This window comes from Noviherbaspirillum pedocola (assembly GCF_016632335.1).
Lineage (GTDB): Bacteria > Pseudomonadota > Gammaproteobacteria > Burkholderiales > Burkholderiaceae_D > Noviherbaspirillum_A > Noviherbaspirillum_A pedocola.
The window spans coordinates 295,010-309,157 of record NZ_JAEPBG010000001.1 but is presented as its reverse complement, the minus strand read 5'-3'; the positions used below and the strand labels follow the sequence as shown (position 1 = coordinate 309,157).

The 14,148-nt window shown below is 65.1% G+C and carries 15 protein-coding genes; 9 read left to right on the top strand and 6 right to left on the bottom strand.

Annotated features, from left to right (window positions below; genetic code table 11):
• Nucleotides 1–35 precede the first annotated feature (35 nt).
• Entirely contained in the window at nt 36–677 is a 642-nt protein-coding gene (gene pdxH / locus JJB74_RS01420) for a pyridoxamine 5'-phosphate oxidase (RefSeq protein ID WP_200589979.1), read from the bottom strand.
• On the bottom strand, nt 674–1,219 hold the full coding sequence (locus tag JJB74_RS01415; RefSeq protein ID WP_200589977.1) for a hemerythrin domain-containing protein: 546 nt from the start codon (nt 1,217–1,219) through the stop codon (nt 674–676). The genes pdxH and JJB74_RS01415 overlap by 4 nt, the downstream gene beginning before the upstream one ends.
• Nucleotides 1,220–1,411: 192 nt before the next feature.
• Here JJB74_RS01415 and tcdA point away from each other — a divergent pair, with 192 nt between their 5' ends.
• Nucleotides 1,412–2,278 carry a tRNA cyclic N6-threonylcarbamoyladenosine(37) synthase TcdA gene (gene tcdA / locus JJB74_RS01410; protein WP_200589975.1) on the top strand — a complete coding sequence of 289 codons (867 nt, stop codon included), beginning with the start codon at nt 1,412–1,414 and terminating at the stop codon, nt 2,276–2,278.
• Here the strand turns inward: tcdA and thpR are convergent.
• Genes thpR through JJB74_RS01395 form a run of 3 tightly spaced genes read right to left on the bottom strand, consistent with a single transcriptional unit; the run spans nt 2,221 to nt 4,776 of the window.
• Nucleotides 2,221–2,763, bottom strand: coding sequence for an RNA 2',3'-cyclic phosphodiesterase (thpR, locus tag JJB74_RS01405; protein ID WP_200589974.1), 543 nt, complete (start codon nt 2,761–2,763; stop codon nt 2,221–2,223). The genes tcdA and thpR overlap by 58 nt on opposite strands.
• A 4-nt stretch (nt 2,764–2,767) precedes the next feature.
• Nucleotides 2,768–3,820 (bottom strand): GMP reductase, encoded by a 1,053-nt coding sequence (locus JJB74_RS01400; RefSeq protein WP_200589972.1) that lies wholly within the window; start codon nt 3,818–3,820, stop codon nt 2,768–2,770.
• Nucleotides 3,821–3,834: 14 nt separating this feature from the next.
• The gene (locus JJB74_RS01395; protein WP_200589970.1) at nt 3,835–4,776 is read right to left on the bottom strand and encodes a metallophosphoesterase family protein; all 942 of its coding nucleotides are present in this window, start codon (nt 4,774–4,776) and stop codon (nt 3,835–3,837) included.
• 123 nt (nt 4,777–4,899) lie between these two features.
• Here JJB74_RS01395 and JJB74_RS01390 point away from each other — a divergent pair, with 123 nt between their 5' ends.
• The 3 genes from JJB74_RS01390 (at nt 4,900) to JJB74_RS01380 (ending at nt 8,098) form a co-directional block, all read left to right on the top strand.
• The gene (locus JJB74_RS01390) at nt 4,900–6,675 is read left to right on the top strand and encodes an ExeA family protein (RefSeq protein ID WP_200589968.1); all 1,776 of its coding nucleotides are present in this window, start codon (nt 4,900–4,902) and stop codon (nt 6,673–6,675) included.
• A gap of 6 nt (nt 6,676–6,681) precedes the next feature.
• A complete protein-coding gene (locus JJB74_RS01385) occupies nt 6,682–7,413 on the top strand; it encodes a general secretion pathway protein GspB (RefSeq protein ID WP_200589966.1) in 732 nt (243 codons plus the stop codon).
• A 154-nt stretch (nt 7,414–7,567) separates the two neighbouring features.
• Nucleotides 7,568–8,098 (top strand): ferritin-like domain-containing protein, encoded by a 531-nt coding sequence (locus JJB74_RS01380; protein ID WP_200589964.1) that lies wholly within the window; start codon nt 7,568–7,570, stop codon nt 8,096–8,098.
• Between the two features lie 129 nt (nt 8,099–8,227).
• On the opposite strand, the gene JJB74_RS01375 is transcribed toward JJB74_RS01380, so the two are convergent.
• Nucleotides 8,228–9,010 (bottom strand): IclR family transcriptional regulator domain-containing protein, encoded by a 783-nt coding sequence (locus tag JJB74_RS01375; protein WP_234483459.1) that lies wholly within the window; start codon nt 9,008–9,010, stop codon nt 8,228–8,230.
• Between the two features lie 460 nt (nt 9,011–9,470).
• Here JJB74_RS01375 and JJB74_RS01370 point away from each other — a divergent pair, with 460 nt between their 5' ends.
• The 5 genes from JJB74_RS01370 to pcaD are packed head-to-tail and all read left to right on the top strand — an operon-like array spanning nt 9,471 to nt 14,146.
• Nucleotides 9,471–10,136: a 3-oxoacid CoA-transferase subunit A gene (locus tag JJB74_RS01370; protein ID WP_200589960.1), complete on the top strand. Its 666-nt coding sequence runs from the start codon at nt 9,471–9,473 to the stop codon at nt 10,134–10,136.
• The gene (locus JJB74_RS01365; protein ID WP_200589958.1) at nt 10,133–10,774 is read left to right on the top strand and encodes a CoA transferase subunit B; all 642 of its coding nucleotides are present in this window, start codon (nt 10,133–10,135) and stop codon (nt 10,772–10,774) included. Before JJB74_RS01370 ends, JJB74_RS01365 begins: the two co-directional genes overlap by 4 nt.
• Nucleotides 10,775–10,794: 20 nt before the next feature.
• Nucleotides 10,795–11,997 carry a 3-oxoadipyl-CoA thiolase gene (gene pcaF / locus JJB74_RS01360; protein ID WP_200589956.1) on the top strand — a complete coding sequence of 401 codons (1,203 nt, stop codon included), beginning with the start codon at nt 10,795–10,797 and terminating at the stop codon, nt 11,995–11,997.
• Nucleotides 11,997–13,370, top strand: a complete 1,374-nt coding sequence (locus JJB74_RS01355) for a 3-carboxy-cis,cis-muconate cycloisomerase (protein ID WP_200589954.1) — start codon at nt 11,997–11,999, stop codon at nt 13,368–13,370. Before pcaF ends, JJB74_RS01355 begins: the two co-directional genes overlap by 1 nt.
• Nucleotides 13,367–14,146 (top strand): 3-oxoadipate enol-lactonase, encoded by a 780-nt coding sequence (gene pcaD, locus JJB74_RS01350; protein ID WP_200589952.1) that lies wholly within the window; start codon nt 13,367–13,369, stop codon nt 14,144–14,146. Before JJB74_RS01355 ends, pcaD begins: the two co-directional genes overlap by 4 nt.
• Nucleotides 14,147–14,148 lie beyond the last annotated feature (2 nt).

The window sequence follows — 14,148 nt, the reverse complement described above, 5'->3', positions numbered from 1 at the left end:
GGTCGGCGGCGGGGTTCCGGCGCCGGCGTCCCATGTCAGGGCTGCAGCCGTTCGCGCCTCCAGGTGCCATCGGCTTGCAGCAAATACCGTATGCGATCGTGCAGGCGCGACGGGCGCCCCTGCCAGAATTCGATGCTGTCCGGAATCAACCGGTATCCACCCCAGTGCGCTGGTCGCGTCGGGGCATCGCCATACTCGCTTTCCACGCGGGCGAAGCGATCTTCCAGCGCGGCGCGGTTTTCGATGGTCTCGCTCTGGCTGGATGCGATCGCGCCGAGCCGGCTCTTCAATGGCCGCACCGCGAAATAGGCATCGCTTTCCTCGGCCGGCACCTGCTCGACCCGACCCTCGATGCGCACCTGGCGCTCCAGCGGTATCCAGTGGAACAGCAGCGCGGCATAAGGATGGGCGGCGAGTTCGCGGCCCTTGCGGCTGGCGTAGTTGGTGTACCAGGTGAAGCCGCGGGCGTCGAAATCCTTGATCAGCAGGATGCGCGACGACGGCCGGCCATCCGCGCCGACGGTAGCGACGCTCATCGCATTGGCTTCGGGCACCTCGGCCTTCAGCGCTTCATCGAACCAGGTCGCGAATTGCGCGAAGGGGTTGGGATCGACATCGGCCTCCGACAGGCTGGCCTGGCTGTAATCCTTGCGCAGATGGGCGATCGAGGAGCTCATGCCGCGTCCCCATCGATGCCGCGCCGGCGCCGCATCGCATTGCCCAGGCGCGTCATCTGCTCGTCGGAGAACAGGCGCTTGGCCATCGGTGCGATATTGCCTTCCTCGATTTCCATGTGCGATAGGTAAAGCCGGCTGAACTCGGCCACGGCGGCGGCATCCAGCTGCGCGGTTTCCCCGGCGGCGATGCGGCGCAGCGGCGCTTCCAGCGCCGCCCACAGCGGCTCCATCTTGCGATGCTCATCCAGGATGTTCGGCGCGAGACGCTCCAGCAGCGCGGCATCGTCGCCACGCGCGGTGGCGCGCAGCATCGGCAGCAGATCGTCTTCTTCGTCGGCGTGGTGATTCGGCGCGGCCTTCTCGAAATAGCGCAATACGGCCGATGCGGCCTGCGCGCGTTCCTGAATGCTGGCGGCCTGGCCCTCGGGGCCGGCAAGCCCCTGCAGCGTGCGCAATTGCTTGCGGATACGGTCATGGCAATGACGCAGCACGGCTATCGGCTGGTCAAAGTCCGGCGCGGTGTCGAACAGGGATGCGGTCATGTTCTTGTCGGGAAGGGCATCATGCAATTCGCGGCCTGGCTTTCGGCACTCCGAAATGGCCGACGATGCATGATGAAGTGGACAATAGATTAAGTTTGGACAATTGTAGTCGAAAGAACAAACATTCGTTGCGCTGCGACAAAGATCGCACACGAATCTAACAATCGCCTTGCTCTCCGTTAAAATCGCGGGATGGAACCGTATGCACCCCAACCCGCCATTGCCGCCATCGCCGATATTGACTTCGATCGCCGTTTCGGCGGCATCGCGCGCCTGTATGGCGCCGCCGCGCTCGACCGCTTCCGCCATGCCCGTGTCTGTGTGATCGGGGTCGGCGGCGTCGGTTCCTGGGTCGCGGAAGCGCTGGCCCGAAGCGCGATCGGGCACATTACCATGATCGATCTGGATAATGTCGCCGAGTCCAACATCAACCGCCAGCTCCATGCGCTGACCGATACGCTGGGTCAGGCCAAGGTCAGCGCGCTGGCCGATCGCATCGCACAAATCAATCCGTATTGCCAGGTCACGCAGATCGAGGATTTCATCACCGCGGACAATCTCGATGCGATGATCGGCGCCGGCCATTACGACTATGTCATCGATGCCATCGACGACGTGCGCGCGAAGACCGCGCTGATCGTGTATTGCCGCGCAGGGCGGATTCCGCTGGTGACCGTGGGCGGCGCCGGTGGACAGATCGATCCGACCCGAATCGAAGTGCGCGACCTGGCCCGCACCGAGCAGGAGCCGCTGTTGGCCAAGGTGCGCAAGCGCCTGCGCGCGCAGCACGGCTTTCCGCGCGGCGCCAAGAGCAAATTCGGCATCGACGCCGTGTTTTCCACCGAACCGCTGCGCTATCCGCAGACCGATGCCTGCGATCTTGCCGACCGCGCGGTCACCGGCCTCAATTGCGCCGGTTTCGGTTCCGCGATGGTGGTGACTGCCAGCTTCGGCCTGACCGCCGCCGCGCTGGTGCTGCGCCGGCTGGCGGAAACGGCGTCTCAGTCGGCTGCCGCGCCGGCATCGTCCGCAGTGTCGGCAGATCCGATCACCGCATAACGCACGCCCTCCGGCCGGGTTTCCGACCGTACCAGCACGAGTTGCGGCCGCATCCATGCAAGCGGCTCAACCGGTCCTGCCTCCACCGGCGCCGCATTGCGCGCCAGCGTCACATGCGGCGTGAAGCCGGGTTTTTTATCAAACAGGATGCCGCCGTCAGCCAGCCGGCTGACGAGTTCGGCCTGCCAGTCACGCAGCGCCTGCGGCGCTTCGCGCATGCCGGCCCAGGCTATGCGCGCCCGGGCGAAATAGCCAAGTTCATCGATGACGAGGGCGATGTCGGGCCGCTGCAGTTCGGCCAGAATCCCCCGCAAAACCGGCAGCGTCGCGGCCGGCTGCGCGCCGAGAAAGGCCATCGTCAGATGCAGGTTTTCCTTTGCCGTAGCGCGGCCACGCAGCCCGCGCTGCAGGCCGGCCAGCGCGGCGCGGGTCGCGTCGTCCGGCCAGAGCGCAAAGAACAGCCGCAGCGCGGACTCGCGGTCCATGGCTTCAGGACTTGCCGAAGACTTCGTTCAACTGCTGGGTGACGCGTACGAAGGTAGTGCGCTTGGTCAGTTCCTTCAGCTTGTGCGCGCCGACATAGGTGCAGGCTGAACGCACGCCGCCGAGGATGTCCTGCAGCGTGTCTTCGACCGGTCCGCGATAGGGCACCAGCACCTCCTTGCCTTCGCTGGCGCGGTAGCGGGCCACGCCGCCGGCATATCTTTCCATCGCGGCGCGGCTGCTCATGCCGTAGAACAGCTTGTATTGCCTGCCGTCGCGCTCGACCAGTTCGCCCGCGGTTTCGTCATGCCCGGCCAGCATGCCGCCGAGCATGATGAAGTCGGCGCCGCCGCCATAAGCCTTGGCCAGATCGCCGGGCACCACGCAACCGCCGTCGGCGCAGATCTGGCCGCCCAGGCCGTGCGCGGCATCGGCGCATTCGATCACTGCCGACAATTGCGGATAGCCCACGCCGGTCATCTTGCGCGTGGTGCAGACCGAGCCCGGGCCGATGCCGACCTTGACGATGTCGGCGCCGGCCAGGATCAATTCCTCGGTCATGTCGCCGGTGACGACATTGCCGGCCATGATGGTCAGGTGCGGATAATTGCCGCGCACCTTCTTGACGAAATTGATGAAGCCTTCGGTATAGCCATTGGCCACGTCGATGCAGACGTATTCGATCGCGCTGCCGCTCTTCGTCATCACCGATTCGAACTTGTCATAGTCGCTCTTGCCGATGCCCATCGAGTAGAAAGCGCAGGAGGCAGGCAGGCCGTCGGCGGCCAGCGACTGGAAGAACGCGACCAGTTCCTCTTCCGGGTAATGCTTGTGCAGCGCGGCCGACAAACCATGGCGGCCGAGCGCGCGCGCCATTTCCATGGTGCCGGTGGTGTCCATGTTCGCGGCGATGATCGGGATGCCGTGATACTGGCGCTTCGAATGGTGGAAGCTGAATTCCCGGTGGATGTCGACCTCGGAACGCGAGGTCAGGGTGGAACGTTTCGGACGGATCAGCACGTCCTTGAAGTCGAGCTTGATGGATTCTTCGATATGCATGTTGTGGTTTCCGATTATTTCGCCGCGCTCCTGGCGTGGCAGCGCGCGGCGCCCTTGTCCTGGAAGTTGCCGGCGACGCCCAGGAATTCCCATTCATAGCCATCGTCGCGCAGCGCCAGACGCAATACGCCGTGGGTCGAATTATCGCGCCGTTCGCTGTTCGCCGAGGTAAACAGGAAAGGCGTCAGCTGCGCACCGCCGGTGCCGACGACGAATTGGCGCAGGCCGTGCGCGTCGTCGCGGCGGCCGGCGCTGTCCTGCGGTGCGAGGCGCTCGTAATCATGGTCGTGGCCGCTGAGCGCCAGGTCCGCGCCGGCTTCGGCCAGCAGCGTCCAGATCGGCGCGAGCCTGGCATTGTCGCCATGCCCGCCCGAACTGAAGCGCGGATGATGCCAGAATGCCAGTGTGCAACGCGAGCGGTGTTCGCTCAATTCCGCGCGCAGCCATTCCAATTGCGCCTCCGCGGCAGGCCCGCTGATCGCACTGTTGATCGCAATCACCCGCCATGACCCGAGTTGGACGGCGTAATGGCCAGAGCGTTCCGGCGCCGCCGCCGCGCCGAAGTAACCGTAGTAGCCGGGCGCGAGCGGCGTGTAGTACTCATGGTTGCCTGGAACCGGCAGCGTGCGTTCCCGAAAGCGTCCCCAGGTCGGCGCATAGCAATCGGTGAATTCGGCCGGCAGGCCGACCGGGTAGGTCAGATCGCCCAGCGCCAGCACCCGGGCTTCGGGATCGGCGGCTAGAAGCGGGGTCAGCAGCGCGGCGGTGGCGGCCGCGCCGGACAGGCTGGGCAGGCGCCAGCGGCAGTCGGCAATATCGCCGGCGGCATAGATCGTGATGGCCGGGCCGCTGAGCGCCGGCGCCGGCACTTGCATGGCGCAGCCGCCGAGCAGGGCGGCAAGGGAGACAAGCGTCAGTGTGAGGTGGCGTCGAAAAGCGAAGGAGAGATGCGGCATGGCGGGTTCCGGTGAGCCGCAAGATTAATCAGCGCACGCCGTGCCGGCAAGTGCCCAGTTGCGCGCCGCATTTCCTCGGCTGCCGCTTCGTGCTAGCCTTGCCGGTCGCTTTTGATCCTTCCCATGTATACCGACTTTTTCCAGTTGCGCTTCGCGCCGTTCTCGATTGCGCCGGATCCGCAGTACCTGTTCATGAGTGAACGCCACCGCGAGGCGCTGGCGCATCTGCTGTTCGGCGTGGACGCCGGCGGCGGCATCGTGCTGCTGACCGGCGAAATCGGCGCCGGCAAGACTACCATTTGCCGCTGCTTCCTCGAGCAGGCGCCGGCGCATTGCCAGGTCGGCTACATCTTCAATCCGAAACTCACCGCGCAGGAACTGCTGTTGACGGTGTGCGAAGAATTCCGCATTCCGCTGGGCGAGGCGCCGCAATCGCAGAAGGAGCTGGTCGATGCGCTGAACCGGCATCTGCTCGCCTCGCATGCGGGCGGGCGCAATAACGTGCTGATCATCGACGAGGCGCAGAACCTGTCGCCGAGCGTGCTGGAGCAGCTGCGCCTCCTGACCAACCTGGAAACCAATGAGCGCAAGCTGCTGCAGATCATCCTGATCGGCCAGCCCGAGCTGCGCACGATGCTGGCCGCGCCCGAGATGGAGCAACTGGCGCAGCGGGTGATTGCGCGCTATCACCTCGATGCGCTGAATGCGGTGGAAACCACCGGCTATGTGCTGCACCGGCTGGCGATTGCGGGCCTGAAGGGGCCATCGCCGATTCCGCCGCAGCTTGGCGAACTGATCTTCCGGCTCAGTCGCGGTGTTCCGCGGCGCATCAACCTGCTGTGCGACCGCGCCTTGCTGGGCGCGTATGCGCTGGGCGCGCGCCAGGTGAATCGCCGCATTCTGCTGCAGGCGGCCAGGGAAGTCTTTGGCACGGTTGCGCTGCCGCGCCGCACGCGGGATCGCCTGCTGACCGGCGCGTTTGCGCTGGGCTGTTGCGCGCTGCTGGTGGCGGGAGCGGTGCATATGGGGTATCTGCCGCTGCCCCACGGGGGCGGTGCACCAAGCGGCTCACCAACGACGGCTGGCCGCGCCGCGACTGGAAACGCCGCGTCGCCGCCAGCCGCGCCGGCCGCGGCTGAAGCCAAAGCCGCACTGCACGAGCAGGACAAGCCGCAAACGGTGACGCCGCCTGCCGCGCCCGGCATGGACCAGCCCATCGCCGCAGCCGAGACGCAGCACCCCGATGCCGTCGCGCCGGAACTGCTCAGGCCGGAGGCGCTTTCCGCTGCGCTCGCCGCCGCGCCGGCGCAGGAAACGCAACTGCTCGGAGCGCTGGCCGCGCTCTGGAGCGGGCAGGCGGAAGGGAAAACTTCCTGCGATGTCCTCCTTCAATCAAACCTGCATTGCTTTCACGGCGCCGGCGGTTTGGCCGAGCTGCGCCAGCTCGGACGCCCGGCGATCCTGACATTGAATGACGACAACGGCGCCCAGCGCTATGCACTGCTGCTGGCGCTGGACGCCTCCGGCGCGGAACTGCAGTTGGGCGGCAGCACCGCGCGCATCAGTCTGCCCGCGCTGGAACGGCGCCTGCCGGGGCGATATCTGACGCTGTGGCGCGGCAGTCCGGAATTCCGGTCGCTGCTCAAAGCCGGCGACCGCGGCTCGGATGTCGACTGGATTGCCGCGCATCTGGCCACGGTCAACGGCGATGCGGCGCCGGCGCCAGGACGCGCCTACGATGCGGCGCTGGCAAAAGCGGTGCGCGCGTTCCAGTCGGCGCAGGGATTGCGCCCGGATGGCGTGGTCGGGCCCATGACCGTCATGCTGATCAACAGCGCCAGTGGGGAAACGGAGCCGCGGCTGCGTAATCTCGCGGCCCGCAAGGATGGGAAGGAATAGAGCCGGATGTCCTACATACTCGAAGCCCTGAAAAAGGCCCAGGCGGAACGCTCGCGCGGATCCGTTCCGGACCTCGGCACGCAGCCGCTGGTGCCGACGCTGCCGGATACGGCGACAAGGCGTTCACCGCTGCTGCTCGGCGGCGTGGCGGTGGCCGTGCTTGGCGCGGCGATTTTCGCGGGATGGTTTGCGTTGTCGCAGCATGAGCAGCCTGCAGGCGTGAAGCTGACCGCAAATGCGGCGAAGCAGGCGGGGGCATCCGCCGCTTCCTCGCCACCGGCTTTTGCTCCTGGCGGCGCGGCGCCATTGACACAGTCAGCGAAGTCGACTCCATCGCAAACGGCCGCCGCTGCCTCGACCGTCGCGCCGCGTCCATCGCCAACCGTGACGGCATCGCGGCCAAGCGCTGCCTCTACGCCGCAGGCGCAGCGGCCGGCCGCACCACCGGCTTCAACCGCTCGTCCGACCTCCGCCGTCGCAGCCAAACCATCGCCTGAAGCGCACACCGAGCCGGTTTCCCTGCTGCAGGACTTGCCGCCACAGATCCAGCGCGAGATCCCGACGCTGGCCATCAATGGCTACATCTATGCGAGCAATCCGGCAGATCGCTCGGTGCTGATCAACAACCGCTTGCGGCGCGAAGGCGAACAGGTTGCACCAGGCCTGACGCTGGAAAAACTGCTGCCCAGGGAAATGGTGCTGAACTATCGCGGCTACCGTTACCGGATCGCCTACTGAAATCCGTTCTCGAAAGGTCGGGCGAGGGCGGGCCACTGCCGAGTTGTGTTCGTTGCCGAACCGACCCGCCGGAACATCGTCGGCATGATGCAGTCTGAACAAAGTGCTCGCTCAGCGAGAGAACATCGGACCACATCTCTCGAAAGGAAAGACGATGGCAGAAAATACGGCAGGAAAACTCGACACGGCGGCAATCCGCGCCGCGGCCACCAGGGCCACCGACGAGGGCGCAGTGAGCCCCGGCTACCGCGGCAATCGCCAGGAAATCATCGCCATGCTCAACGACGCGCTGGCTACCGAGCTGGTGTGCGTGCTGCGTTACAAGCGCCATTACTTCACCGCTACCGGCATGGAAAACACCGCGGTGCGCGCGGAATTTCTCGAGCATGCGAACGAGGAGCAGGGCCATGCGGACCGCATCGCCGAACGCATCATGCAGCTCAATGGCGAGCCGGACTTCAATCCGTCCACGCTGATGGAGCGCAGCCATGCGCAATACGATGCCTCGGACGACATCCGCGCCATGATCCGGGCCAACCTGATCGAGGAACGCGTGGCGATCGAGTCCTATCGCCAGATGATCGACCGCATCGGCGATACCGATCCGACCACGCGGTTGATGCTGACCGAGATCATGGCCGACGAGGAAGAGCATGCCGACGACATGAAGGATCTGCTCGACTGATCGAAACAGCTTGGCTCATGCCGAGTGATCGCAAGGCATTGCGCAGCAGGCGCCTGAAAATCAGGCGCTGAAAAGCAAACATCCCGCACGCATGCGGGATGTTTGCTTTTGGGTAATCGCTTATCGCAATCAGGGCAGCAATACAGACAATTCCTGCGCGCCGCGCAACAGCACCGGCAGGAATTCCTCTTCCATTTGCCGCGTCGACACCCGGGTTGCCTGCGCGCCGACATTCAACGCTGCATGCACCGTGCCCGACGCGCCGCGCACCGGCACCGCGATCGAGCGCAGGCCGACTTCCAGCTCTTCTTCGACGATCGCATAACCCGCCACCCGCACCTCGGACAGAATTTCGCGCAGCCGCGCGGTCGATACCACGGTGCGCTCGGTGTAGGCACGCAGCTTGACCCGGTCGAGATAGGCCTGCAGCTGGTCTTCGGGCAGGTTGGCCAGCATCACTCGCCCGAGCGACGTGCAGTAGGCCGGCAGGCGGCTGCCGGTATTGAGCGCGATCGACATCACGCGCGAGGTTGCCGAGCGGGCAACGTACAGGATTTCATCGTTGTCCAGCACGGCGAGCGAGCAGGATTCGTTCAGCGCGCGGCTGATGCTGTTCAGGCAGGGCTGGGCTGAGACGGTCAGCGGCGTGGAGGACAGATAGGAATAGCCAAGGGATAGGATCTTTGGTTTCAGCGAGAAATTGTTCGCTTCGGAATCCGCATAGCCGAGCCGCTTCAGGGTGTACAGGCAGCGGCGCACGGCAGCGCGCGGAATGCCGGTCTTGTGGCTGATCTGGGCGATGGTGAGGCTACGGCGCTGGTCGCTGAACGCCCGTACCACGGCGAGGCCGCGTGCGAGCGAAGTCATGAAGCTTGGATCGGTCATCGCCTCGATTTCCTGGGCGATAGTCATGGCCTTGTCATGGGACGATTCCAATGATTCCGATGTGTTCGACTCCTGATATGCCTGCATGTGGTCCTCGCATGAATGTTTGAAAATTACGTTCGAAAGTCGCACACATTTCCAATTTGCTGCCTTGACGTCCGCCATTGTCGTATGAAAAACTCGGCAACTGTTCTATAAACAGACAAATGTTCGTTTAACGAACAACCTTGGCGAATTATAGAGCCTGCTGAGTAATTGGCACGGCCCGCGGGTGACTTTCCTTGCGAGCAGCGCTGAACTTTTTCGTATGACAAAAGACGAGACGTTCAGGAAGGAAAAGTGGCAAACGAGCAACGGCCGGATGTTACGTTTCGAAAAATGCCGCTGCGATATTTGTTAAGAGAGTTGGCAGATGTTGTTGTCAATGATCCAAGGTGATTAACATCCTTGCCGTTCCGGTTCCCCTCAACGTCTGAAAGACCGACACGTGATCAATAAAATCTATCCCTCGCTCGAAGCGGCGGTGGCCGATGTGCATGACGGCGCCACGGTCATGATCGGCGGCTTCGGCAATGCCGGCATGCCGGCCGAGCTCATCGATGCGCTTATCGCCCAAGGCGCGAAAGAGCTCACCATCGTCAACAACAATGCCGGCAACGGCGACACCGGCCTGGCTGCGCTGCTCAAGGCGCGGCGCGTAAAAAAGATCATCTGCTCCTTCCCGCGCCAGACCGATTCCTGGGTGTTCGACGGCCTGTACCGCAGCGGCGACATCGAGCTGGAATTGACACCGCAGGGCAACCTTGCCGAGCGCATCCGCGCCGCCGGCGCCGGCATCGGCGGCTTTTTCACGCCCACCGGCTACGGCACGCTCCTGGCTGAAGGCAAGGAAACCCGCCTGATCAATGGCCGCCACTATGTGCTGGAGTCGCCGATTCACGCCGACTTCGCTCTCATCAAGGCGCACCGCGGCGATCGCTGGGGCAACCTGGTCTATCGCAAGACCGCGCGCAATTTCGGCCCGATCATGGCTTCAGCGGCGAAGGTCACCATCGCCCAGGTATCGGAAGTGGTGGAGCTCGGCGAGCTCGATCCGGAAAACATCGTCACGCCGGGCATCTTCGTCAAGCGCATCGTCAAGGAGGCCGCATGAAACGTCTGACACGCGACCAGATGGCGCAACGCGTCGCTCAGGATATCGCTGAGGGCGCATACGTAAACCTGGGGATCGGCCTGCCGACCATGGTGGCCAATCACCTGCCGCAGGACCGCGAAATCTTCCTGCACAGCGAAAACGGCGTGCTTGGCATGGGGCCGGCGCCATTGCAGGGCGAGGAAGATCCCGACCTGATCAACGCCGGTAAGCAGCCGGTCACGCTGCTCAAAGGCGGCGCCTATTTTCACCATGCCGATTCCTTCGCGATGATGCGCGGCGGCCATCTCGACATCTGCGTGCTCGGCGCCTTCCAGGTGTCCGTCAAGGGCGACCTGGCGAACTGGCACACCGGCGCGCCGGATGCGATTCCCGCCGTCGGCGGCGCGATGGACCTGGCGCTGGGCGCCAAGGACGTGTACGTGATGATGGAGCACCTGACCAAGAGTGGCGAAAGCAAGGTCGTGGCCGAGTGCAGCTATCCGCTGACCGCGATCGGCTGCGTCTCGCGCATCTATACCGACCTGGCGGTGCTGGACGTCACGCCCGAAGGCCTCGTCGTGCGCGAGATCGTCTCCGACATCTCTTTCGACGAACTGCAGAAACTGACCGGCGTGCCGCTCGCGCGCGCCGCATAACCGACATACAAGGAGACATCATGATCGAAGCCTTTATCTGCGACGCCATCCGCACTCCCATCGGCCGCTACGGCGGCGCACTGAAGGATGTGCGCGCCGACGACCTCGGCGCCATCCCGCTGCGCGCGCTGATGGCGCGCAATCCCGAAGTCGACTGGAGCATGGTCGGCGACGTGATCTACGGCTGCGCCAACCAGGCCGGCGAAGACAACCGCAACGTCGCGCGCATGTCGCTGCTGCTGGCTGGCCTGCCGCACGAAGTGCCGGGCGCCACCATCAACCGCCTGTGCGGCTCGGGCATGGATGCGGTCGGCACCGCCGCGCGCGCCATCAAGTCCGGCGAAGCCGGCCTGATGATCGCCGGCGGCGTCGAGTCGATGACCCGCGCACCCTTCGTGATGGGCAAGGCCGACAGCGCTTTCTCGCGCAATGCCAACATCTTCGACACCACCATCGGCTGGCGCTTCGTCAATCCGCTGATGAAGGCGCAATACGGCGTCGATTCGATGCCCGAGACTGCCGAGAACGTCGCGGTCGACTACAACATCAGCCGCGCCGACCAGGATGCCTTCGCGATGGCGAGCCAGAACAAGGCAGCCGCCGCGCAGAAGGCCGGCATCCTGGCGCAGGAAATCACGCCGGTGATCATTCCGCAGAAGAAGGGCGACGCGATCACGGTGGAGCATGACGAGCATCCGCGCGCAACCAATATCGAAGCGCTGGCCAAGCTGCGCGGCGTGGTGCGCCCGGACGGCAGCGTCACCGCCGGCAATGCCTCGGGCGTGAACGACGGCGCCTGCGCGCTGCTGCTGGCCAACGAGGAAGCGGCGCAACGCCACGGCCTGACGCCGCGCGCGCGCATCGTCGGCATGGCCACCGCCGGCGTCGCGCCGCGGGTGATGGGCATCGGCCCAGGACCGGCATCGCAAAAGCTGTTGCAGCGACTGGGCATGACCATCGATCAGATGGACGTGATCGAGCTGAACGAAGCCTTCGCTTCGCAGGGTCTGGCGGTGCTGCGCATGCTGGGCGTTGCCGACAACGATCCGCGCGTGAACCCGAACGGCGGCGCCATTGCGCTCGGCCATCCGCTGGGCATGAGCGGCGCGCGCCTGGTCACCACCGCGATGTACCAGCTGCATCGCACCGGCGGCCGCTTCGCGCTGTGCACGATGTGCATCGGCGTGGGCCAGGGCATTGCAATGGTGATCGAGCGCGTCTGATGACTGCGGCGTTCGAGCGGGGCTTTACGCTGACGCGGCCGCTGTCCGGCGGCGCGGCCATGCTGGCGGTGTTTTCCGACACCGCCGCAGTGCAGCGCATGCTGGACTTCGAGGCGGCGCTGGCCCGCGCCGAAGCCGCGCACGGCGTCATTCCGCAAAGCGCGGTGGCGGCAATCGTTGCCGCCTGCAATGCTGAACAGATCGATCTTCCCGCGCTGGCCGAGGCAGCCGCTTCGGCCGGCAATCTTGCCATTCCGCTGGTGAAGCAGTTGACCGCGGCGGTATCGCGGCGCGATGCCGAGGCCGGCAAATATGTGCATTGGGGCGCGACCAGCCAGGACGCGATCGACACCGGCCTGATGCTGCAATTGCGCGAGGCGCTGCAACTCTTTCACACGGAAGTGGACGGCATCATCGATGCGCTCGCGCAGCTCGCGCGCGCGCATCGCGACACGCCCATGATCGGCCGTACCTGGATGCAGCATGCATTGCCGATCAGCTTCGGTCTCAAGGCTGCGGGCTGGCTGGATGCGATGCTGAATCATCGCAATCGCATCATTGCCTTGCAGGCCGATGCGCTCGCGCTCCAGTTCGGCGGCGCGGCCGGCACGCTGGCCAGCCTGCGCGACCAGGGGCTCGCGGTGGCGCAAAGCCTGGCGCAGGACCTGGACTTGCCATTGCCCGCCATGCCCTGGCATACGCAGCGCGACCGCATTGCCGACATCGCCACCGCGCTCGGCATGCTGACCGGCAGCCTGGGCAAGATGGCGCGCGATGTGTCGCTGCTGATGCAGACCGATGTCGCCGAAGCCGCCGAACCCGCGGCGCCCGGCAAAGGCGGCTCGTCGACGATGCCGCACAAGCGCAATCCGGTGGCCTGCGCTGCTGCACTGACTGCCGCTGTGCGAGTTCCGGGGCTGGTTGCCACCGTACTTGCAGGCATGGTGCAGGAACATGAGCGCGCGCTCGGCGGCTGGCAGGCGGAATGGGATGCGCTGCCCGAGATTGCCGTGGCCAGCTTCGGCGCGCTGCGGCAGATGCGCGAAGTCGCAGCCGGGCTGTCGGTCGACGCGGATCGCATGCGCGCCAATCTCGATATCACCCATGGCCTGATCATGGGCGAAGCGGTGATGCTGGCGCTGGGCGGCAGGATCGGCCGGCTCAACGCCCATCACCTGGTGGAAGCCGCGAGCCGGCAAGCCGCGGCGAACGGCCGGCATCTGCGTGAGGTGCTCGGCGAAGACCAGCAAGTGACGCAGCACCTGTCGCCGCAGGAACTCGATGCGCTGTTTGCGCCCGTCAATTATCTCGGCGCGACCGGCCTCTTCGTGGACCGGGTGCTGGCGCGTCATCAACAGGAGCAATCTTCATGAGCACGATACAAGTCAACGGCCTCTTGCTGCGTTATGAACTCGAGGGCAGGGAAGATGCGCCGGTGGTGGTGTTATCGAATTCACTCGGCACCGACCTCGGCATGTGGAATCCGCAGATGCCGGCGCTCTTGGAGCGCTTCCGCGTGCTGCGCTACGACACTCGTGGCCACGGCGAATCCGAAGTCGCGCCCGGCGAGTACACCGTGGCCCAGCTCGGCGACGACGTGATTGCGCTGATGGATGGCCTGAACATCGCGCGCGCGCATTTCTGCGGCCTGTCCATGGGCGGCATGACCGGCATGTGGCTGGGCGTGCACCATGGCGCGCGCTTTGGCAAGCTGGCGCTGTGCAATACCTCGGCCAAGATCGGCACGGCCGACGCCTGGAACAGCCGCATCGCCACGGTGCAGAAGGAAGGCATGGCAGCCGTGGTGCCGGCGGTGCTGGACCGCTGGTTCACGCCGGACTTTCAGCAGCGTGCGCCGGGCCAGGTCGAGGTGGTGAAGGCCATGCTGCTGCGCACATCAACGCAGGGCTATGCCGCAAATTGCGCCGCAGTGCGCGACATGGATCAGCGCGCCGACATCGCCGCGATTCAGAATCCCACGCTGGTCATCGCCGGCACCCATGACGGTTCGACGCCGCCGCAGGATGGCCGCGCGGTCGCCGACGCGATTCCCGGCGCGCGCTATGTCGAGCTGGATGCCGCGCATCTGTCGAACTGGGAACGGCCGACCGAATTCACGCGAGAGCTGATCAGCTTTCTCGCCGACTAGGA

Coding starts and splice junctions, on each gene's coding strand:
- JJB74_RS01390 (WP_200589968.1), top strand. CDS start 4,900: ATGTATACCGACTTTTTCCAGTTGCGCTTCGCGCCGTTCTCGATTGCG.
- JJB74_RS01375 (WP_234483459.1), bottom strand. CDS start 9,010: ATGACTATCGCCCAGGAAATCGAGGCGATGACCGATCCAAGCTTCATG.
- JJB74_RS01385 (WP_200589966.1), top strand. CDS start 6,682: ATGTCCTACATACTCGAAGCCCTGAAAAAGGCCCAGGCGGAACGCTCG.
- JJB74_RS01400 (WP_200589972.1), bottom strand. CDS start 3,820: ATGCATATCGAAGAATCCATCAAGCTCGACTTCAAGGACGTGCTGATC.
- tcdA (WP_200589975.1), top strand. CDS start 1,412: ATGGAACCGTATGCACCCCAACCCGCCATTGCCGCCATCGCCGATATT.
- JJB74_RS01395 (WP_200589970.1), bottom strand. CDS start 4,776: ATGCCGCATCTCTCCTTCGCTTTTCGACGCCACCTCACACTGACGCTT.
- JJB74_RS01355 (WP_200589954.1), top strand. CDS start 11,997: ATGACTGCGGCGTTCGAGCGGGGCTTTACGCTGACGCGGCCGCTGTCC.
- pcaF (WP_200589956.1), top strand. CDS start 10,795: ATGATCGAAGCCTTTATCTGCGACGCCATCCGCACTCCCATCGGCCGC.
- thpR (WP_200589974.1), bottom strand. CDS start 2,763: ATGGACCGCGAGTCCGCGCTGCGGCTGTTCTTTGCGCTCTGGCCGGAC.
- JJB74_RS01380 (WP_200589964.1), top strand. CDS start 7,568: ATGGCAGAAAATACGGCAGGAAAACTCGACACGGCGGCAATCCGCGCC.
- pdxH (WP_200589979.1), bottom strand. CDS start 677: ATGAGCTCCTCGATCGCCCATCTGCGCAAGGATTACAGCCAGGCCAGC.
- pcaD (WP_200589952.1), top strand. CDS start 13,367: ATGAGCACGATACAAGTCAACGGCCTCTTGCTGCGTTATGAACTCGAG.
- JJB74_RS01415 (WP_200589977.1), bottom strand. CDS start 1,219: ATGACCGCATCCCTGTTCGACACCGCGCCGGACTTTGACCAGCCGATA.
- JJB74_RS01365 (WP_200589958.1), top strand. CDS start 10,133: ATGAAACGTCTGACACGCGACCAGATGGCGCAACGCGTCGCTCAGGAT.